The sequence below is a fragment of the Methanobrevibacter sp. genome (assembly GCF_045646205.1).
In the GTDB taxonomy this organism is placed as follows: domain Archaea; phylum Methanobacteriota; class Methanobacteria; order Methanobacteriales; family Methanobacteriaceae; genus Methanocatella.
Genome location: NZ_JAZRKF010000037.1, coordinates 1 through 19,562, shown reverse-complemented (window position 1 = coordinate 19,562; position 19,562 = coordinate 1). Strand labels below are relative to the sequence as shown.

The window sequence follows — 19,562 nt, the reverse complement described above, 5'->3', positions numbered from 1 at the left end:
GGCAATCCACTTGCCGAACCATTAGGTTATTATTTTTATCAAAAGAAAGTAAGGCGCCACAATCGCCAAATACATAAAGCCAAACCACAAAAAGGAGGCATCCGCAAACTAAATCAAGCACCATACATAGTCAAAGGATTCAGACTATTTGACAACGTACTATTCGAAAAACAAGAATGCTTCATATTCGGAAGAAGAACAAGCGGTTATTTTGATTTACGAACACTTGACAGCACAAAAATTCACGCCTCAGCAAATTATAAAAAATTAAAATTATTAGAACCAAGAAAAGGTTACTTAACAGAAAGGAGGATGGCAATTCCTCCTCGACCTAAAGAGGTCGAGGTATCCTTGCCAAATTAAAGATGAAAAAGTTAGTGTCATTAAAAAGTTAATCAATGATATGACAATCAGCAAAATTGCACAAATAGTTGAGCTGAGCGAAGAAGATGTGAATAACCTCATTCAAAAACACAATATCAAAAAATATTAAACCATCAAAAAATAAATTAAAAATCATGATAGGAAATGATTGGGACCCAGTATTAAAAAAGGAATTTGAAAGTGATTATTTCAAAAAAATAGAAGAATTTACAAATGAAGAATATGCAACAAGAACAGTTTATCCTCCAAAAGATGAAATATTCAACGCATTCAAGTTTACACCACTGAAAAACGTTAAGGTCGTCATTCTAGGCCAGGACCCATACCATGAAGAGGGTCAGGCACACGGTCTTGCATTTTCAACACCCGAAGGCAGGCCAATACCAAGATCACTTAAAAACATCTTCAAGGAAATCGAGAACGAATATTCATACCCAATTCCCGAATCAGGATGTCTTGAATCCTGGGCAAAGCAGGGAGTTTTCCTATTGAACACTGTTTTAACCGTCCGTGAAGGAGAGGCCAACTCACACAGCGACTGCGGATGGCAGATATTTACTGATAATGTCATTAAAATTTTAAACAATCAAAAACAGCCTATAGTATTTCTCTTATGGGGAAAGCAGGCCGAAAAGAAAAAGGAATTTCTTGACAATCCCGATCATCTGGTCTTAGTAACCTCACACCCATCCCCTTTTTCTGCAAGAAGGGGCTTTTTCGGTTCAAATCACTTTAAGCTGGCCAATGAATTTTTAAGTGAAAACAATATAAAAGAAATAGACTGGAAACTCTAATAGAGCAGTTCTTCCTGTACCAGCTCATCAATGTATGAAGTATCATCCCTTAGAGATTCAATATGATGAATCACGTTAAGTTTCAAATCCTCCAGCTTGATTCTGCCTTCAATATCCTTAAAATCAATTAAAAAATCAAATTCATAAATAAGGATATCTGAATGGTCATAGACCTTCCATTTCTGTCCCTTAATATGAATCAGATGTACGGACCATCTGCTCATGAGCCCGTTAATCTTGGATGTTACCTCATCGACATCAAAATCAACATAGTATACATCTTTCATATTATCTAAAAAAAGTAATTTTTGATTCAAATTAATTATGAATCAATAAAACATCTCTTTCTGTACTTTTAAGTACTTTTTCAGCAACACTTCCGATAAAGAATCTGTGCAAACCGGATTTGCCTGATGCTGCAATGATAATCAAATCAACATCCTCATCTTCAGCCACCTGAACAATCGTTTCTGCAGGCAAACCTGTAATAACCATTTTTCTTACGTTTACACGGTCATCGAATCGTCTTGCCATACGGTCAACGTTTTCATGTGCCTCTTTTAAAAAGCCTTTATTCAAATTTTCAATATTTTTTCTTTTTTGAAATGGTGTTGTAGGCTCCAATTTACTTGCAACAGACAATATAATGATTTCACCATCATCGGAAAGTGCCTTGATTGCTCTTTCAACTTCATGTTCGGAAAACTCGGACCCATCAGTAGGTAATAGTATTTTATCAAACATTGCGAAAACTCCTTGTTAATATTATATTATATTTACTAACATTTATATTATTTCTTTGAACTTTGACATTTCATTCAAAATATATGAAAGATTCTGTGAATTTGTAATATTTTCATCATCCAAAAACTTGATCTGGCTTTCCAGTTCCCTTAACCGGAAGCGAAAGCGGTATATAATGTCAATCATTTCTCCAAATAGCTCAATGTCATTTACAACAAACAGTAACTCCTCGATTTCATTTAAAGTAGGTAGAATTGTTTTTTCAAAAGTAAGATTTCCATCAAACTCCCTCTGACAGGCTATGATATGATCAAATATTTCCTGACAGTCGATTTCCATTGTGTCTGATTTGATCGGATTGATTTCGCTGCTTTTCATATTCTCACACGACCAGAATGTTGTTATAGCCCCTAAAGCCATTGCACTCAAGTGATACAATGTATTTTCCGGGCTCAAGATTAATGTCTAAAGTCGCAACTCCATCAGAATCAGTGAAACGGGTGTAGTAAACGCCGTTTATGAAAAATGTCACCATCTCACCTGCACCGACAGATTTTCCATCATGAAGTATTTGAACGCTGTACTGACCGGCATTTCCATACTCCTTAATAAGGTCTGCGGAGTTAAAATCATAGCGGTCTTTTTTGAAATGCCAATGCCCATCGTTTTGAAGGTCACTTAATGAAAACGCAAAGCTGACCTGAAGGCTTAAAAAAAGAATAAAAAGTAAAAAAAGAATTTTTTTCATAATATCAGTATTTTAGACGTATGTATGGAATGAATATTATCATGAAGAGCAATAAAAAGATCGGATTACCTGCATCATGCAAACTGATTCCGTTTGTTGCAGCAGATTTTACAATATCAACTGCTCCTCCCCCATGGGAATCAGGGTCAAATGGAGGTACAGGTTCGGGTTCAGGTTCTGGAGCCTCTTCACAATAGATTTCCATGTCCGCCACGGTCTCGCCGTCAACTATTGCCGGAAAATCATATGTGGTATTTGCAATCTTTGGAATGCAGACCAGTGTCAAAGTATTCAGTTCTCCGGGATATAAAGTATCAATTAACCAGACTGAATTTTCATACTCAGAAGGCCATATCATCAATTCCAGACCATCAGGCAATGGATAAAAGATTGATACATTGTGATATGTGTTTTGACCAGTATTTCTAACTGACAGCAATACTTCAAACACATTATCCTTATAGACCACTTTCGGGTCATAACTCTGTTCAAATACCAGGTCAGGATAATCGGAGATAGCATGCGGTTTATTATCGTCTAAAACAGTATCATTATCTAAAGCATTTACAGTACTGACTAGCATTAACGCTAAAATAATCATTAGTAATGCAAATAGAATGTTTTTAGATCTCATAATATCCGTTCATTTTACTTTATATGTATAATATTTAGTACTTTTATCATATTTAAATTACTTCTTTTTAACACCCAATAAAAGAAAAATTTTCAAAAAAAATCTATTTGATACAAAAATTACTAAAAAAAATTTTTAACTAAATTCAAAATCAAGCTCAAATATGAAATATTTACGAAAACTTTAAGTGGATATCACCCAAAAATAAAAAACAATAAATTTAAGTAGTTTTTCAAAAAGACTTGAATGTGAAAAAATCTATTGTAGAATGAACGTAATCTAATAAATCATTTAAATATTTAATAATAAATATATCAAATAAACAAATTTTTAATTTAATGAATAAAATATTGAAAATTCAAAAAACATGCAAAAAAAGTACATGAATATAAATAAAATAAACAACACAATATTTGTAATGGCTTTTGAAATAATATCAACACTACTGATTGCAGTGGCACTTGCAATGGATGCCTTCAGCGTATCACTTACAAAAGGATTCACTCAAAAAAACTTAAAATCAAATCAGATATTATATTACGGACTCTTTTTCGGATTCTTCCAGTTCATAATGCCTATCATCGGATATTACATCGGAGGAATAATAAGCCAGTTTTTAGCTTCAGTTGCATCAATCATAGGTTTTATACTTCTTTTAGCTATCGGATTAAATATGATTAGGGAAAGCCTTGAAGATGAAGACGAATCAGCTGACAGCTTCAGTTTCGCTGAAGTCACTTTACTTGCAATTGCAACAAGTATTGACGCTTTGGCAGTCGGACTGACATACGCCTTATTAAACGAATCAATTATCATTCCCTCAATCATAATCGGAATCGTGGCATTTGCATTTTCAATAATCGGAATATTTTTAGGTAAAAAAATAGGAGATTACTTTGGAGGACGCTTCCAAATCCTCGGTGGTGTTATTTTAATCTTAATAGGTATAAAAATCCTTTTAGGATTATAAAAAAAATAAATGAAAACTTAATGATGTAAGTTTTCACCGAATCTTTTAATGAATATCTTAGCCCAGATATAACCGACTGTTCCTCCAACAAAACAGCCCAGCAGAAGACCTGCATATATTCCAATCACACCCCATCCGAAGACAAAACAGAGGATATATGAGAATACACATTCCAAAATCAATGATCTGAGCAATGTAATTATAAGAGAATAGACACCCTTACCTACACCCTGGAAAACCATGGCTGACATTATACCGTGTGGAATTGCAAGGACAAAAAGGCTCAGGATTGATACTGCCGTTGCAATTTCAGGAGCCAATGACGCACTGGCTGAGGTATATGAAAACACACCAGCAATCTGGGAAGAGAATATATACATTATGGCTCCAAGGGCAATTGAGAGTGCAAAACCAATCTTGATTGAATAGCTGTGGGATGTTTTAAGGTTTTCATAGTTACGTGCACCATATGCAACACCTGCCACAGTCAAAACTGCAGTTCCAATACCGATTAAAGGAATAGTAGCCATCTGAACAATCCTCATTGATGCTGTATAAACCGCCACCGCAGTAGTTCCGGATGCGGCAACAAGCATTCCGTTAATGATAATCGCCAATGCTGAAAATATGATGTTTTCAAGTGTTGACGGAACGGCAACCTGCAGTTCATCAATCATCATTTTACTTTGATAACTGAAGTTTTTAGGAGACAAGTCCAAAAAGAGATCCTTTTTGCCCCAAATCCAATAGGACATTACAAGACAGGACAATGTTGCTGAAAATACGGTTGCCCATGCAGCACCAACGATTCCCATGTTCAAAACATAAATAAAAATCGGGTCAAGGACAATGTTCATTACGGCAGTTACTGCAATAGCTATTGTTGCCCTCCTCATGTCTCCTTCAGACCGGAATATTGCTGAAGCCACACCGGAGTATACAAAGATAAACAAAGCAGCAAATACAATATAACCATACTCAAGCGCATAGCCAATGGAATCTCCGGCACCCATCATTTCCAATAAAGTAGGAAGGAATAAAATCATCAATACTGTAAAAACCGCTGAGATTATAATACACAATACAATTGCGTGCAGACCTGCATTGTTTGCCTGATCGAAATTCTTTGCACCGATATTACGTGCAATCAATGAATTTGCACCTGCTCCGATACCTCCCCCCAAACCGACGAGAACCATGAACAATGGAGTGATGAATCCTAAAGCTGCAAGAGCTTCGGCACCGAGTCCTGCAACCCAGATACTGTCGGCAATGTTATATAACATAATCAGAAGCATGGAAAGCATCATTGGAATACTTAATTTAATTATAGCCTTTTTAGGGTCACCTGTAATCATTTCAATATTATCATTTCTTTCACTCAATCTTATCAAACCCTTTTTCATTTAATGATATTGCTTTAATAGCTAAATCTTTCAATATATTTTGTAACAATTCTTTTTCATCATTATCGTCAAAAAGATAGTCTTCCAGGTCATTCAAAAGATTAGTTGCCTGGTTTATGGTTTCCTTACCTTTCTGCGTTAATGAGATAATGTTTTGCCTTCTGTTATTTTCATCAACTGCTCTGGATATGAAATCATTGTCCTCCAATTTTTTAATGGATCTTGCAACAACACCCTTATTTACATTGCATCTTGATGCAATCTTTTCCTGATTAATATTGGAGTCGTTTCTTATTTCAAATAATATGTGAAACTGCGTATTGTTGATATTCAACTCACTGAGCATATTATTGAAAAAGATTTTCTGCGATTTATATATAAGAGCAACCAATTTGGAGATAGGCAAGTCTTTAGAATCGATTTCTTCTAAATCACAATATAACATAATTAACCTTCATTTTAATCAATTATATAAAACTTAATCGACAGTACAACATTAGTAATTACTACTATATAAACTGTTGCATTGACAACAATTGCAAAGACAACAATTAAAAATTTTTAATTTAAGTTCTTTAATGGTAGATGAACTGGTTAAAAAAATAATAATTTCATGATAATATTAATTAAATTAAAAATAGCTATCATTAAAATGATGGGAAATAAAATACTTATAATTTAATTAATCATGAAATTAATTAAAAGGTTATGATTTTTGTTGCTCCACCGGTTTTGTAATTTTCTAATGACTTCATCCTTACGAGAAAGCTCATCACGCATAACAGATATTTGTTTATCTTTTTTCACCAATGAAGCCTCATTTAGTTTTGATATTTTACGAAGTTCCTTATTCTCATTCAACATCCAATCACTCATAGACAATTTACCATATCTTTCTTTAGGTATAGTTTTAGTAATCATAGTTAGCAACTCCTTTGTTTTAATATATCCTCAACAAAATGATACTTAATCATCTTCTTAAGAGTTTGATGCAAATCAAAATATAATTGATTGTCTAAAAATTCCAGTTGGCTAAATAACTGAGCAATCTCCTCAATTATTTCTTTTCCAACATCATCTTCAACAAAAATTGCAATATAAGCGAAATTTAATAATACTACACAGATAATGGTTTGTTATTTTTAACTATAGCATTTTTAAATATAAATCTTTTTTGAAAGAGATATTTCCTTGAAAGGTAAAAATTACTTCTGATTCTCTAAGGCCAGAAATTCTTCATAACTTTCGGCTTCAATGACATCCAAAAAGAACTTTTTCTTGACTGGCCCCAATTCATTCAAATAGTCTTCATAATAAACAGAATCTCTGATTTCAAGATAATCCTCATGTATCAGGTCAAACAATGGAGATTTACACTTATCTACAATCTGTGACAGTGCAAATCTTGGTCCGTTAATCTTGTAGGCCAACAAATCAAACTTGTAATCCTCGTAAAATCCGTTTTCTATAAACCTTTTCATGAGTTCCTGGCCTGCAGGTACGGTATCTAAATAATCGCAGTCAATGACATCAGTGATTGATTTTGAGTGCTTTCGGTGATAGTAAAGATGCTTGCGGATAATTGAGAGTCTGGAAGCCTTTAAAAATATTTCAAAGAAAAACGGCATGTCTTCAAAGTATATTCCTTCAACGAATCTGGCTCCTGATGATTGAAGAAAAGTGTTCTTATATATTTTTTGACATGCGTTGACGGACAAATCAAAGAGAAAGTCCCTGCACTCTTCAGGTGAAAATACTCGTCCGTCAAATGATTCGTCAAATGAATTCAGATTGAACCAGTCGTTATCTGAATATTCGCCCGTATCGTCATCAAAGTATTTAATCTGAAAGATTGAAATATCCGTATCCAGAGATTTTGCTTCACTATATGCAATTTCTAAAGCATCATCTCTGAACCAGTCGTCTCCATCAAGAAATATCACGTATTCACCTTGAGCCAAGTCAATGGCCCTGTTTCTTGATGCTCCAAGACCCATGTTTGACTGATCAATTAGCCTGATGCGCTCATCATCATATGAGTTAATGATATCCAATGTATCATCGGTTGAACCGTCATTTACGATAATGAATTCAAAATCTGTTAAACTTTGCTTTAAAATGCCTTCAATAGCTTTTCTTATGAATTTTTCTTCATTGTAGACGCATAATATTACTGATACTTTCATAGAAATTCCCTTATAATTTTCAATATTTCTTCAATGTTCCTTCCAATAAGGAGATTGTGCTTTGTATTTTCAAATACGACAAGGTGTGAGTTTTTAATGTTTTCATTTAAAATCTTGGATAAATTAACTTTAGTTATTTCATCGTCCCTTCCTGCCAGAATCAGTGCTGGATGATTTAAGTTTTTCAATTTGTCAGTGATGTAAAAGTCAACACCTATATCTATTCCGTTTTCAATGGCTTTGAGGTTTGCGGATTTTGCTGCTTCATGTTTATAGAATTCAAGGGCTTCAAAATTTTCATTTAAAATGTCTTCTGGAAGAACATATCTGATTATTACATCGTAAAAATCCTCATAGGACTTTAGAATAGCTGTCTTGAACTCTCCAAATTTAGACCTTAAGTTATCATCGACTTCACTGAAACTGGACATTACCACAAGCTTTTCAAGCATTTGAGGATACTTCAGTGCAAATAAAAGAGCGACATTTCCTCCAAGGGAAAGTCCCACAAGACTGGCCTTATTTATATCAAGCATTAAAAGAAGGTCATGCAAATCATCAGCAAGCTCATCCATGGTAAAAGGAGCGTATGGTGAACTTCCATGTCCCCTGAGGTCATATGAAATTACATTATAATCTTTACCTAATTCAAAAGACAGTTTTTGCCAGTAATAGAGATTATCGGAAAGGCCATGAACAAAAACAATGGTCTTATCCCCGCTGCCTTCAAGAAGATAATTTATTTCCATGATATTAATTATTTGGTGATTTGATTAATATAGTTAAGCAGGCAATTAACGACCGCTTGGTTATCGCTAAGCCGTCAATTGAACATGCTCAAAATAATATATGACTTTTAATAGTAATGTATCTTTTCCTAGCATTTGAAGAGTAATATTTTATAAGGATAGATTTAAAAGCATGTAATTTTATACTATACTTATGAATTCCAAATTTAGATTAGCGAAAACAATTTCGGCTTTTACAAATCCTCCGATTATATGTATTCCGCTGTTTTTAATAATATGTCTAACACTCACATGGGGTAATCTGTGGGAGTTTCCGGCTCTTGAATTGATTTCCATCGTATTTGCTTCAATTTTGCCGATGGCAATTATTCTCTATTGGGCCAAAAGAACCGGAAACGACAATGACATTTCAAACAGAAAGGACAGAAAGGTTCCCCTTATTATCGGAACGGTGTCCTACTTTATAGGATTTATGATTTCAAAATTTTTAGGATTGAATGACTTTTTGACATTCCTGCTCTTATGTTACTGTATCAATACATTTATTGTGATGCTGATTACAACCCAATGGAAAATCAGCGTTCATACCACAGGTTTGAGTGGTCCTGTATGTGCACTCATTATTCTTTTAGGTCCTGTCGGTGCATTATTCGGCATGATATATCCGGTTTTAATCTGGTCTCGTGTAACCTTAAAAAAGCATACCATGGCTCAGGCAATTACGGGAGGAGTGTTCGGATTCATTATGACTGCTGTTGAGATGTTTCTATTCATTTTCATCTTTAACCTTGATGTTGGAAATATCTATCCATTTTTCCATGTCTGCGGATTTATCCTGGCCATCGTATTTACGCCGGTCGTTTTGGGGATTTTCACATACATCAACAATAACAATTCACTGATATTTTTCCTGGTAGAAATTATCGGATTATGCTTCTTTTTGGCAGTGACCCCTATTGATGTGGTAATTATCTATGTTGCCACTTCACTTGCATCAATATTAATCAGCCATTATGCTGGACAGAAATTCAGATGGTTCAATATTATATTTTAAAAAAAGTGGGTTTTAAGTGTTTTTAAACACTTATCTATCCATTATTCTTCCGGCGTCAATCTTTTTGGTATTGTAGTTTACCGCCTTATGAACACCGTTTAAGGAAGTTTTTAAATTGTCTGCGATTGATTCACGTAACTCATCATTAAAAGGAGCGGTTTTATCGCCGTAGAATTCGCAGATTTTAGATATTTTTTGATCTTCAAGGAAGATGAAATATTCTTTCCAATGTTCGGTCAAATCATTTAAAAGGCTTTCAATATGGATAAATTCTTTGTTTAATTTGTTTGCCCTGTCATAAGCCTCTTTTTCAAGAGCGCTAAATTCGGCAATTTCTTCTTTAGTGTAATCTTTCAATAATTTTTTATCGGCCATTTTTATCACACAAAAAATTCAGTTAGAAAATACTATTTACATTAATTATATATAAAGATAAGGGTGGGTGGAGCTAATCCCTTATTCCATATACATATATATTCAGTATGTTAAAACTTAATTGACCAATTCATTTGTTTAATTCGATTTAGAATCTTCTTGAGATTCCGCCAACACCAATTGCTAATAAAGCAAGTAAAGCCATAGCTAATGGGTTACCGGTTTCTGGAAGAGTTTCTTCTGCTGCAGCTGCATCAAGACCTACCCAAGCAATGTCATAATTGTTTGTTAAGTCAGGGTCTGCAGAATCACTTACAGCAATAGCATCTACCCAGAATGGACCTTCATCCATTTTGATGGTATCGAGTATCATTACAGCAACTTCACCAGCAGCTAAGTCACCAACATCCCATACACCATATTCAGGGTAGTAAGTACCTTGGCTTATTACAGGAATATCCCATAACAATAAGTTGTCTGATCCGTCAACACGTACGACAGTATTGTAAGCGGTATCAGGGCCGTTGTTAGCTACGCCAACACCCCAATATAGTTCATACTCATTTTCTGCCAGAGGTTCAACATCCACTTCAACATCAGCTACTGAAACATCTTCAATGTCTGTAACAACGATATCGCCGCCGGCAGCATTGCCTTCTTCTGCGACATCTTCAGCGCTGACAGCACCTAATGTTAATGATAAAGCCATTAACACAACAAATATATATAATATAGATTTTTTCATAGTATCACATCTTCAAAATTGTAATCAATTTTTTAAATCGATCTCAAAAATTATGCATAAATTAATCAATCAATATTTAAATTGATCATATAATGTTATTAAAATTCATATATATAAAGTTTCAATATTTTTCTTGAATTTTCTAAAAAATATTTAAAAATTAATCTATTTGATAATATATTGTTCAAAGTATGGTAAATAAAATACATATTTATAAAAAATAAAAAATTTAAGGGCATATTAATAAGATGTGTTCATTATTAATATAAAATATTAAAAAAAATTGAAAAAATAAGTGGAAAAAATTAAAAGAAAAATCTATTGTAGAATTTAAAATGTTTAAAAAATATTACTATTCCTCAAGTTTTTCCTTCCATGAATCATCAAGATTTTCACATTTTGAATAGCATACCGTTGCATCACTTAAACAGTCATACATCCTATTGATTCCCTCAGAGGTTTTTTTGTAGTTGGCCACCCTGCTGCTTCTGATTCCGATACTTGACGCTTCAGCATATGAATCTATATCGGCGCCCAAGTAGATGAACTCCCAGTTATGATTATTGATCATGTTCTTGATTTGCTGGCGTGTGAATTCCTTGGATGAATTTTCATAGCCGTCAGTTGTGATTACAAAAAGAACCTTATTGTCAATTTCCCTGTCCATTGAAGTGATTGTTCTTCCGATTGCATCCAGAAGTGCGGTTGAACCTCTTACAAAGTATTCGTTTCTGGTCAAGTCTTCAACGTCATAAAGGTTTTTTCTTTTGTAGAGCACTTCATAGCCATGGTCAAAAAGTATGGTGGTTACCCTTGCATCGGTTTCATTCTGTTTCTGTTTTGCAATGAATGAGTTGAATCCCCCTATGGTATCGTTTTCGGATCCGTACATTGAACCGCTTCTGTCTATCAAAAATATTATGTCAATTTTTTCACTTTCCATGTTATCGCCTCGTGGTATTAAAGTTGTGTTTAAATTATTTGTAAGATGGTATATATATAGTTTATGTGTAAACTTTTAGGCTAACCTAAAAAAATTAGAAAGTTTTATATATGATGAGCAACTATGTTTAATTAAGTGATGTAAAGTTTAGGACTACCTAAAAAAACACATTGCTTTTACATTATTAGTCTTAACTAATACAATCTCCAAAAAAAATGAATTAGTTTTTCACAATTTGCTAATTCATAAGAAAAAATTATCTGCCAAACAATTTTTTCAGAGGCGTTTAACCAAAAACGCCTAATTATCTCTTATTTTTAAAGTATTCCTGTGTTAATCTGCAATGACATAGGCATTTGCTGCATCCCAAACCTGCACGGAACTGATCAATAACGTATTCACTGCATGTTTCAATGTCAATGATGTCGCTTCTTCCAAGTCTTGAATTCCACTTTACAGGATTTATCGCATCAACGGGACATGCCTTCTGGCACTCCTCACAGTCATCACAGTAGGAATCAGTAATGGCACGACCCACCTCAAGAGGCATGTCAGTCAATATTCCTGAAAGTGCAACTGCAGAGCCGTATTCCTCACATACAAAAAGAGCGGATCTTCCAACCCATCCCAAACCAGATGTAGTTGCAAGGGTCTTATATGGTAGCTTTGACAATAATTTTTCCATATCGCATTCATTTCTCTTCATCGTGAGGGCAAATGCGTCATAGCCATTGTCATTAATTAGTTTTTCAGCCTTAAATGCAATATCGGTTAGAGTGTCAATCTGGGCATGAAATATCTTCCAGTAATCCTTGAACTCATCATCAAGCAAAGCCTGAACAGCTTCTTTTGGAAGTTTTAAAACAAGCGCTATACCATAGCTGAGCCTTGGAAAATCATCCACATTTACCCTGGTATAGCCGACCTTTGAAATACCCTCATCTATTAAAAATTGCTTTAAGACATCTCCATCAAACATTATTTAATCTTATTAAAATGATTATATTTATATATGATGTGAGACTATCATTATATAACAATAGTTATTTTTTCCGGAAAACATCACCAAAAAGTTTAGGTATACCTAAAAAATAACGAAACATTTATATACTACTTCTTACAACATTATTAAATAGTGATGTGAAACACGAAAACACATTGCTTTCAAACATTATTAGTCGTAAACTAATACAATCTCCAAAATTGAATTATTTGAATTAGTTTTCCACAATTTTCTAATTCAAAAAAACGGAAAAATATATCTGCCAAATATTTTCCAAAAAAAAGTCAAAGTAGGTGTTTAACAACCACTAAACACCTATTATTATCTCTTATTTTATAAAAAATAAAATTATTTATAGTTTTGAGCTCTTTGTTCGAAATGTGCTTTAGGATATCCACAAACAGGACATTTTTCAGGAGCATTAGGACCTTTCATGATAAATCCACAGTTTTCACATTTCCATTCAACAGCTTCCTCTTTTGCAAAAACAGTCTCGTTTTCAACAGTTGAAAGTAAAGCTCTGTATCTTTCTTCGTGCTCTTTTTCGATTTCACCGACTTTTTCAAATAAAAATGCGATTTTGGCAAAACCTTCTTCACGAGCGGTTTCAGCAAATTCCTTATACATTGAAGTCCATTCTTCGTTTTCACCGTCAGCTGCAGCGTTTAAGTTAGCAATGGTATCTGGAATTTCTTCATCATGCAAGAGTTTATACCAGATTTTAGCATGTTCTCTTTCGTTTTTGGAAGTTTCCATGAAAATATCATGGATTTGAACATATCCTTCTTCTTTTGCTTTTAAAGCAAAGTATTGGTATTTGGTGTGAGCCTGGGACTCACCTGCGAATGCAGCTTGTAAATTTTCTTCAGTTTTTGAACCTTTTAAATCAGTCATAATATACATCTCCAAATATTATATTTATCAATTATTATTTAAAAAAATAGTGATTTTTTGTTATGCAAAAATAACATTTATTCAAATTTGAAATCATCCAAAATAATTGTCATGAGCTCATCGTCTGTAATGTCCAAATCACTTGAAAGCCTGTTTGCCTGAGCGGTCAAAACATTTTCAAAGAGATTTCTGATTTGCCGGCCGTTTGCAAAGTTATCTCCACGGGTATTGTATAGATCCTCACACAATCCTTTAAGATACTCATCGGCCTTTGAATCAAGCTTGAGACTTGTATTTTCACACATGCTTAAAAATATTCCATAGAGCTCATCGGGATTATAGTCCTCAAAGAAAATGTACTTGTTGAATCTGGACTCCAGACCCGGATTTGAATGAATGAAATTATCCATAAGTCCCGGATAACCTGCAACGATTACAATCAAATCATCACGGTGATCTTCCATGGCTTTAAGAATAGTGTCAATAGCTTCCTGGCCGTATGCATCATCCTTGTTTTTTGGAGCCAAGGTATATGCCTCATCAATGAATAATATTCCACCCATTGCGCTTTGAATTACTTCCTGGGTTTTTATTGCAGTCTGGCCAAGATATCCTCCAACAAGTCCGCTTCTGTCGGTTTCTATAAGGTGTCCCTTGGATAAAACACCTAACTTTTTATAGATTTTTGAAAGAAGCCTTGCAACTGTGGTCTTTCCCGTTCCGGGATTGCCTGAAAAGACAAGGTGAAGTGACATTGAAGGCTGTTTCATTCCACGTTCCTCACGGATTTTTCTGATTTGGATTAAATTTACAAGTGAGTTAACTTCCTTTTTAACCGCTTCAAGACCAACTAAACTATTCAGCTCTTCAAGCAAATCATCCAAAGATTCTTCCGTTTCCTCTTCAGTATTCTTTTGAAATGTATTCTTATCAACTTTTACAACATCATCCTTTGACATTAAAATATCTGCAACAACATCAGGTCTTCTTCTAGATAATTCCTTATAGAAATCATCATAGTCTTCATCGCCGTCAATTGAACGGTTAATCCAGTCCTTGGTATTGGCTATGAAGTTTCCATGAAAATCATCGATGTTCTCGCAGTTTGTGAGTAATTCCAGTACCTTATTTACATGATCGTTGTCATAAGGTTCCTTAAAGTTTCCTGTCGGATAATCACGCTTAAAGCGAATGATATGCTTTGCAAGACAGTCCATATACCTGTCCAGAATGCCATATGCCTTAGGTTCAGTGTATCTATCGCATTTAAAAAAGGCTTTTGCCAGATGGCGATAGATTTCAAACAGCTTATCCATATAACCGTTCAAATTTTTGCTTTCAAGAAAATCCTTATGGAACAGATCGTTTTCATAAAAGAGTTTAAATGAGGTTGGAAGATAGTTCATGTAATTGCCGTCAAGTCCCTTTATCAAAACAAGATAAAGTTCATCAAGATTGGATTCCAATTGCAAAACGTCATCAATAAAGAGAAGTTTGAATTCGGAAAATGAGTCTCCCTTAACGGCTATGAATGTTAAAAAGTCAGCGAGATTGGTTTGAACCAGATCCTTAACAGAACCTTTTCCTGATTTAAAGTCCGCGAGGATAGGCGTTAATTTTTCATCATAATCACCGCGATTATCAATCAAATCACAGTATTCAAAAAGTTCTTTAATTTCAGATTTTATTGGTTCATATTCAGCCATTTCATCAAAAGAAATATCTATTTCTTTAAAATAATCCTCATTGCAATAGGGACATGATTTAGCTGAAACATCAACCTTATGGTGACAATTATAACAGATTTTCCACTGACCTGACAAAGTTAACACAACCTATGATAATATATTGATAGTAAAGTAAATTAATTTTATGGTGATGGTGCTAAATCTAGAATTTCAATCCTATTTCATAGGCTCTTTTTAATGCGTCTTCTGCCTTATCTGCATCACCTATGAATTTGACGCCTCCAACTTCAAGACAGTCAACGATTTCAAGTTCGGTGTTCATCTCGAAAGGCTGTTTCAATACCAGATCGATGTATGGCTTGTAGAAATCGTCTCCCGGATATGCGTGGGTGAAAATTACTGCAACCTTGCCTTCAAAGTGCTTGTCGGGATTGTTGAAAATGGAATAGAATCTGTCGATTATTGTCTTAAGCTGTGCAGTCATCTGACCGAAGTATATTGGTGAAGCAACTATAAGGCTTGCGCCTTCAGCCAGCTGGTTGATGATTTCTGCACCGTCGTCTTCAAACCTGCAGTCTTTTCCTTTGGCACAGATTTCACAGCCGCTGCACGGGCTGATTTCAAGCTTATCCAAAAAGTACTTTTCCACATCATGGCCGTTTTCCTCACAGCCTTTTATCATCTCATCCAAAACACGATTTGTGTTTCCCCTTTTTCTCGGACTTCCGTTAAGTGCTAATATTTTCATATATTATTATTCATCAAAAGTACCTATTAATACATTACTATTTAAACTTTAAATTGTATAAAAAACAGAGTTTATTCATGGAAAACGAATCAAGAGAAAAAACAATCATCAAAACAAGTGTCATAGGAATCGTTGTAAACCTGATACTTGTAGCATTTAAAGCAGTCATAGGAATTATGGTAAACTCAATAGCCATTACATTGGATGCGGTAAACAACCTTACAGATGCACTGTCATCAATAATCACTATTATCGGGACGAAACTGGCCGGAAAAGCACCTGATAAAGAACACCCATATGGTTATGGGAGAATCGAATATTTCTCATCAATAATCATTGCGGCAATCGTTTTGTGGGCAGGTATAACCGCATTCATGGAATCATGGCCTAAAATATTCAATCCGGACGTAACATCATACACCACAGTATCATTAATAATAATTGCAGTGGCTGTTGTGGTTAAATTCGTATTGGGACGCTATGTAAAAGGTGTTGGAGAAAAGATAAACTCACAGGCTCTTGTAGCTTCCGGAAGTGATGCATTTTTCGATGCAATACTCTCATTTTCCACCTTGGTTGCAGCTATCATTTCAATATTTTTCCATATAAGTCTTGAGGGAATTCTGGGAGTAATAATATCCCTTGTAATCATAAAGGCAAGTATTGACATGATTAGGGAAACAATCAACAGCATGCTTGGAGACAGGCTGGACCATGATTTATCTGTACAAATAAAAAAATCAATTGAGGAAGTTGACGGCGTTTACGGAGCATATGATTTGGTTCTTCACAACTACGGACCTGAAACCATGGTCGGATCCGTACACATTGAAGTTGACCACAATTTGACTGCAAGCGATATCCATAGCCTGACACGTACAATCAGGGAAAAAATCTACAGGGAATTTCAGATAGGCCTTACCATTGGAATCTATGCAATCAACGGTGAATATGACTATATCAGAAAGGACCTTGATGAAATCGTTTCCCAATATGACGAAGTTTTACAGATTCACGGATTTTACGTATATGAAGGCACTAAAAACGCAAGCTTTGATATAATCGTTGACTTTGATGCCGACAGAAAACAGATAAAAGAAGAAATCTATGCTAAAATCAAGGAAAAATACCCCGACTTTGAATTCATAATACTTGATGATTATGATATCAGTGACTGAAAAAATTATACCATCACCAAAAAAATTTTTACAATAGAAATATACGTTTAAATGAGTATACAAATAATATCCAAATACTTCATTAAAACACTTCTTTTATAAAATAAAGACTTTTAACTAAATATTGTAGATGCATTTCAAGTGTAAAAAAATAATAGAAAAAAATATTCTCTGCACATGACAAATATATTATCATGAATATTTTGATAATTGGCTCCGGAGCGGTCGGAATCGGAATTGGAACATCACTGCTTTCACAGGATGTGAATGTATCATTTCTTGCAAGAAAGGAAACTGCAGCGAAAATGAAAGAGTCAGGCATTAAAAGGACAGGTCTTTTTACAAACTACTCTTTTAATCCAGATGAATTCAGCGTATTTGAAAGCTATGAAGAAATTCCAAAAGATACTTTCGACTATGTATGCATAACTAGTAAAACTACAGCAAATGACGATATAAGCAAAAGGTTAAATGATGCAAGAGACATCCTGAAAGAGAATTTCAAAATTCTAATAATTCAGAACGGCTTTGGAAACGATGAGCCATTCCTGAGATACTTTAAAACGGATGAAGTATTCTGCGCACGTATAATTACAGGCTTTACAAGACCTGAAAAAAATATCAGTGAAATTACAGTCTATACAGAACCGATGCTTCTTGGATCTCTTCAGGGCGAAGACATATCCCATTTGCAAACAATTGCAGATAAGATTACGGCTTCCGGAATCAATTGTGAACTTTCATATGAAGTGGACAAGTATCTCTGGGCAAAAATGCTTTACAACTGCAGTCTGAATCCATTGGGAGCCATTCTTGATGTCACCTACGGAAAACTGACTGAAAACGAATATACAAAAGAGATAATGGATAAAATCATTGATGAGATATTTGAAGTGATTGATGCATCCCCATATGAAACACTCTGGAAGACAGCGGATGAATACAGGGAAATTTTCTACACAAAGCTTGTTCCCGACACATATAACCACTACTCATCAACACACCAGGACATAAAAAGAAAAATAAAAACGGAAATTGACACATTAAACGGAAAGGTAATTGAGCTTGGAGAAAATTACGGCGTTGACGTAAGTACAAACAAGTTAATCTATAACTTAATCAAGGCCATCGAAAGTGATTTTTAGCGAACAAGCTTTTCCAAAAGATCTATTATCCTATTGTTCTGTTTAATCAATTCCTTGTTCTGCAGTATTAAAATATCCATCTTGTCATTTGATGATGGATGAGCCCTGGCCTGTGAATTGACTTTAACGTCATTTTTATTATTGGCCGTTTTAAATCGTGAAGAGTGTCTTTCAATAGGATTTGACTCTCTAACATCACCATTACCTTCAATAAGTCTGGTGCCGCAGTCTACGCAAAAGACGTTTCCATCATCATATTTTTTATGACATTTCGGGCAATACATTTCTTTCACCTACCATGTGAGAGCAGATACCATTTAACCAGACGGTCATTTGAAGTGTCCTTATGCTGATTTGTTTTAGATACATAATCCGAATAATCAGCAGTAATTCTATCATAATACTGTCTGTCCTCATGGGCCTTGTATGCCTCATCCAACATACCATAGAACGTATCTGTTGACATTTCTGACTCTGATGCGGACTCAACTATATGGGATATGTTTTCATTAACGTCATTTCCCTGAAAGCAGATGCAGTAAACTGACCTGTTAACCGGGAAATAAAGATATGATACATTTTTTTGAATATATTTATTATACATCGTCAATAGAGTTGCCGGGCGACCGTCAATGGACAGATCACGTGAATCGTCTGCAATATCATAATATCCGCCATAACTGCCGACAAGATAGTCATCTACGCATAAAATCGCAAAGGTTGTAAGGTCCTTATAGACGTATTTTCCTTTCATGGTATCACCTAAAGAGTATTCATTTGGAATTTCAAAATCAACCCTATTAACGGTGATTTTTGAAAAATCACTTGCATAAACACATCCAATCAAAAGGAATACCAATATAAATAAAATAATTCTTTTCATTGTTTAATATTATATTACTAAGATGTATATATAATGAGTGGAAAAAACTAAAGACTTATATACTTTGAAGTAGTAAAATAGTATTGTTCATATTTTACATACTTTTTTTTATAATATGAACAATGGTGATGGTTAATGATAAGCATTCGTTTGTATTCCTTTAGTGGTGTTTAGGAAGAGAATGCTTATTTGTTTAAAAAATACTTATTTTTATGTGATATTATGAGTGAACTTAAAGATTTAATAAAAAAATTTATGGAACTAGATGACAGTTTAAACGAAGAATTGGAA

At 34.4% G+C, this 19,562-nt stretch carries 25 protein-coding genes; 6 read left to right on the top strand and 19 right to left on the bottom strand.

Features of this window, described 5'->3' with window-relative positions:
- Nucleotides 1-363, top strand: a 363-nt coding sequence (locus tag ACKI44_RS07500; RefSeq protein WP_407423079.1) for a hypothetical protein, incomplete at its 5' end; no start/stop codon positions are given.
- A 152-nt stretch (nucleotides 364-515) separates the two neighbouring features.
- Nucleotides 516-1,178 (top strand): uracil-DNA glycosylase, encoded by a 663-nt coding sequence (locus ACKI44_RS07495; protein ID WP_407423083.1) that lies wholly within the window; start codon nucleotides 516-518, stop codon nucleotides 1,176-1,178.
- On the opposite strand, the gene ACKI44_RS07490 is transcribed toward ACKI44_RS07495, so the two are convergent.
- From ACKI44_RS07490 to ACKI44_RS07470, 5 genes are read right to left on the bottom strand one after another with little or no spacing between them, the layout of a single operon-like run.
- A complete protein-coding gene (locus tag ACKI44_RS07490) occupies nucleotides 1,175-1,465 on the bottom strand; it encodes a hypothetical protein (protein ID WP_407423077.1) in 291 nt (96 codons plus the stop codon). The genes ACKI44_RS07495 and ACKI44_RS07490 overlap by 4 nt on opposite strands.
- Before the next feature lie 31 nt (nucleotides 1,466-1,496).
- The gene (locus ACKI44_RS07485) at nucleotides 1,497-1,922 is read right to left on the bottom strand and encodes a universal stress protein (RefSeq protein ID WP_407423075.1); all 426 of its coding nucleotides are present in this window, start codon (nucleotides 1,920-1,922) and stop codon (nucleotides 1,497-1,499) included.
- 42 nt (nucleotides 1,923-1,964) lie between these two features.
- A complete protein-coding gene (locus tag ACKI44_RS07480) occupies nucleotides 1,965-2,342 on the bottom strand; it encodes a hypothetical protein (RefSeq protein WP_407423073.1) in 378 nt (125 codons plus the stop codon).
- Nucleotides 2,305-2,670 carry a hypothetical protein gene (locus ACKI44_RS07475; RefSeq protein WP_407423071.1) on the bottom strand — a complete coding sequence of 122 codons (366 nt, stop codon included), beginning with the start codon at nucleotides 2,668-2,670 and terminating at the stop codon, nucleotides 2,305-2,307. The genes ACKI44_RS07480 and ACKI44_RS07475 overlap by 38 nt, the downstream gene beginning before the upstream one ends.
- 4 nt (nucleotides 2,671-2,674) lie before the next feature.
- Entirely contained in the window at nucleotides 2,675-3,304 is a 630-nt protein-coding gene (locus ACKI44_RS07470; RefSeq protein WP_407423069.1) for a hypothetical protein, read from the bottom strand.
- A gap of 418 nt (nucleotides 3,305-3,722) precedes the next feature.
- On the opposite strand from ACKI44_RS07470, the gene ACKI44_RS07465 reads away from it, so the two are divergent.
- Nucleotides 3,723-4,274, top strand: a complete 552-nt coding sequence (locus tag ACKI44_RS07465; RefSeq protein ID WP_407423067.1) for a manganese efflux pump MntP family protein — start codon at nucleotides 3,723-3,725, stop codon at nucleotides 4,272-4,274.
- 17 nt (nucleotides 4,275-4,291) lie between these two features.
- On the opposite strand, the gene ACKI44_RS07460 is transcribed toward ACKI44_RS07465, so the two are convergent.
- From ACKI44_RS07460 to ACKI44_RS07440, 5 genes are all read right to left on the bottom strand, one after another.
- Complete coding sequence (locus ACKI44_RS07460) at nucleotides 4,292-5,632, bottom strand: MATE family efflux transporter (RefSeq protein ID WP_407423081.1); 1,341 nt, start codon at nucleotides 5,630-5,632, stop codon at nucleotides 4,292-4,294.
- Between the two features lie 19 nt (nucleotides 5,633-5,651).
- A complete protein-coding gene (locus tag ACKI44_RS07455) occupies nucleotides 5,652-6,125 on the bottom strand; it encodes a MarR family winged helix-turn-helix transcriptional regulator (protein ID WP_407423065.1) in 474 nt (157 codons plus the stop codon).
- A 233-nt stretch (nucleotides 6,126-6,358) separates the two neighbouring features.
- Nucleotides 6,359-6,601, bottom strand: coding sequence for a hypothetical protein (locus ACKI44_RS07450; RefSeq protein WP_407423063.1), 243 nt, complete (start codon nucleotides 6,599-6,601; stop codon nucleotides 6,359-6,361).
- A gap of 284 nt (nucleotides 6,602-6,885) precedes the next feature.
- A complete protein-coding gene (locus ACKI44_RS07445; protein WP_407423061.1) occupies nucleotides 6,886-7,866 on the bottom strand; it encodes a glycosyltransferase family 2 protein in 981 nt (326 codons plus the stop codon).
- On the bottom strand, nucleotides 7,863-8,615 hold the full coding sequence (locus tag ACKI44_RS07440) for an alpha/beta fold hydrolase (protein ID WP_407423059.1): 753 nt from the start codon (nucleotides 8,613-8,615) through the stop codon (nucleotides 7,863-7,865). The genes ACKI44_RS07445 and ACKI44_RS07440 overlap by 4 nt, the downstream gene beginning before the upstream one ends.
- Nucleotides 8,616-8,808: 193 nt before the next feature.
- Between ACKI44_RS07440 and ACKI44_RS07435 the strand changes: the two genes are divergently transcribed.
- Nucleotides 8,809-9,669: a hypothetical protein gene (locus ACKI44_RS07435; RefSeq protein WP_407423057.1), complete on the top strand. Its 861-nt coding sequence runs from the start codon at nucleotides 8,809-8,811 to the stop codon at nucleotides 9,667-9,669.
- A gap of 30 nt (nucleotides 9,670-9,699) precedes the next feature.
- Here ACKI44_RS07435 and ACKI44_RS07430 read toward each other — a convergent pair whose 3' ends face one another.
- From ACKI44_RS07430 to ACKI44_RS07400, 7 genes are all read right to left on the bottom strand, one after another.
- A complete protein-coding gene (locus ACKI44_RS07430; RefSeq protein WP_407423055.1) occupies nucleotides 9,700-10,044 on the bottom strand; it encodes a hypothetical protein in 345 nt (114 codons plus the stop codon).
- A 148-nt stretch (nucleotides 10,045-10,192) separates the two neighbouring features.
- The gene (locus tag ACKI44_RS07425) at nucleotides 10,193-10,789 is read right to left on the bottom strand and encodes a hypothetical protein (RefSeq protein ID WP_407423053.1); all 597 of its coding nucleotides are present in this window, start codon (nucleotides 10,787-10,789) and stop codon (nucleotides 10,193-10,195) included.
- A gap of 352 nt (nucleotides 10,790-11,141) precedes the next feature.
- On the bottom strand, nucleotides 11,142-11,732 hold the full coding sequence (locus tag ACKI44_RS07420; protein ID WP_407423051.1) for a vWA domain-containing protein: 591 nt from the start codon (nucleotides 11,730-11,732) through the stop codon (nucleotides 11,142-11,144).
- A 304-nt stretch (nucleotides 11,733-12,036) separates the two neighbouring features.
- On the bottom strand, nucleotides 12,037-12,711 hold the full coding sequence (locus ACKI44_RS07415; protein WP_407423049.1) for a hypothetical protein: 675 nt from the start codon (nucleotides 12,709-12,711) through the stop codon (nucleotides 12,037-12,039).
- 372 nt (nucleotides 12,712-13,083) lie between these two features.
- On the bottom strand, nucleotides 13,084-13,629 hold the full coding sequence (gene rbr / locus ACKI44_RS07410) for a rubrerythrin (protein WP_407423047.1): 546 nt from the start codon (nucleotides 13,627-13,629) through the stop codon (nucleotides 13,084-13,086).
- Nucleotides 13,630-13,706: 77 nt separating this feature from the next.
- Entirely contained in the window at nucleotides 13,707-15,452 is a 1,746-nt protein-coding gene (locus tag ACKI44_RS07405; RefSeq protein WP_407423045.1) for an AAA family ATPase, read from the bottom strand.
- A 67-nt stretch (nucleotides 15,453-15,519) separates the two neighbouring features.
- Nucleotides 15,520-16,065 (bottom strand): flavodoxin family protein, encoded by a 546-nt coding sequence (locus ACKI44_RS07400; RefSeq protein WP_407423043.1) that lies wholly within the window; start codon nucleotides 16,063-16,065, stop codon nucleotides 15,520-15,522.
- Nucleotides 16,066-16,142: 77 nt separating this feature from the next.
- On the opposite strand from ACKI44_RS07400, the gene ACKI44_RS07395 reads away from it, so the two are divergent.
- Together ACKI44_RS07395 and ACKI44_RS07390 are read left to right on the top strand one after the other, a co-directional pair.
- Nucleotides 16,143-17,243 carry a cation diffusion facilitator family transporter gene (locus ACKI44_RS07395; protein WP_407423041.1) on the top strand — a complete coding sequence of 367 codons (1,101 nt, stop codon included), beginning with the start codon at nucleotides 16,143-16,145 and terminating at the stop codon, nucleotides 17,241-17,243.
- A gap of 194 nt (nucleotides 17,244-17,437) precedes the next feature.
- Entirely contained in the window at nucleotides 17,438-18,388 is a 951-nt protein-coding gene (locus tag ACKI44_RS07390; RefSeq protein WP_407423039.1) for a ketopantoate reductase family protein, read from the top strand.
- Here ACKI44_RS07390 and ACKI44_RS07385 read toward each other — a convergent pair.
- Both ACKI44_RS07385 and ACKI44_RS07380 read right to left on the bottom strand, forming a co-directional pair.
- Nucleotides 18,385-18,672 (bottom strand): zinc-ribbon domain-containing protein, encoded by a 288-nt coding sequence (locus ACKI44_RS07385; RefSeq protein WP_407423037.1) that lies wholly within the window; start codon nucleotides 18,670-18,672, stop codon nucleotides 18,385-18,387. The genes ACKI44_RS07390 and ACKI44_RS07385 overlap by 4 nt on opposite strands.
- A 5-nt stretch (nucleotides 18,673-18,677) precedes the next feature.
- The gene (locus ACKI44_RS07380) at nucleotides 18,678-19,271 is read right to left on the bottom strand and encodes a hypothetical protein (protein ID WP_407423035.1); all 594 of its coding nucleotides are present in this window, start codon (nucleotides 19,269-19,271) and stop codon (nucleotides 18,678-18,680) included.
- Nucleotides 19,272-19,562 lie beyond the last annotated feature (291 nt).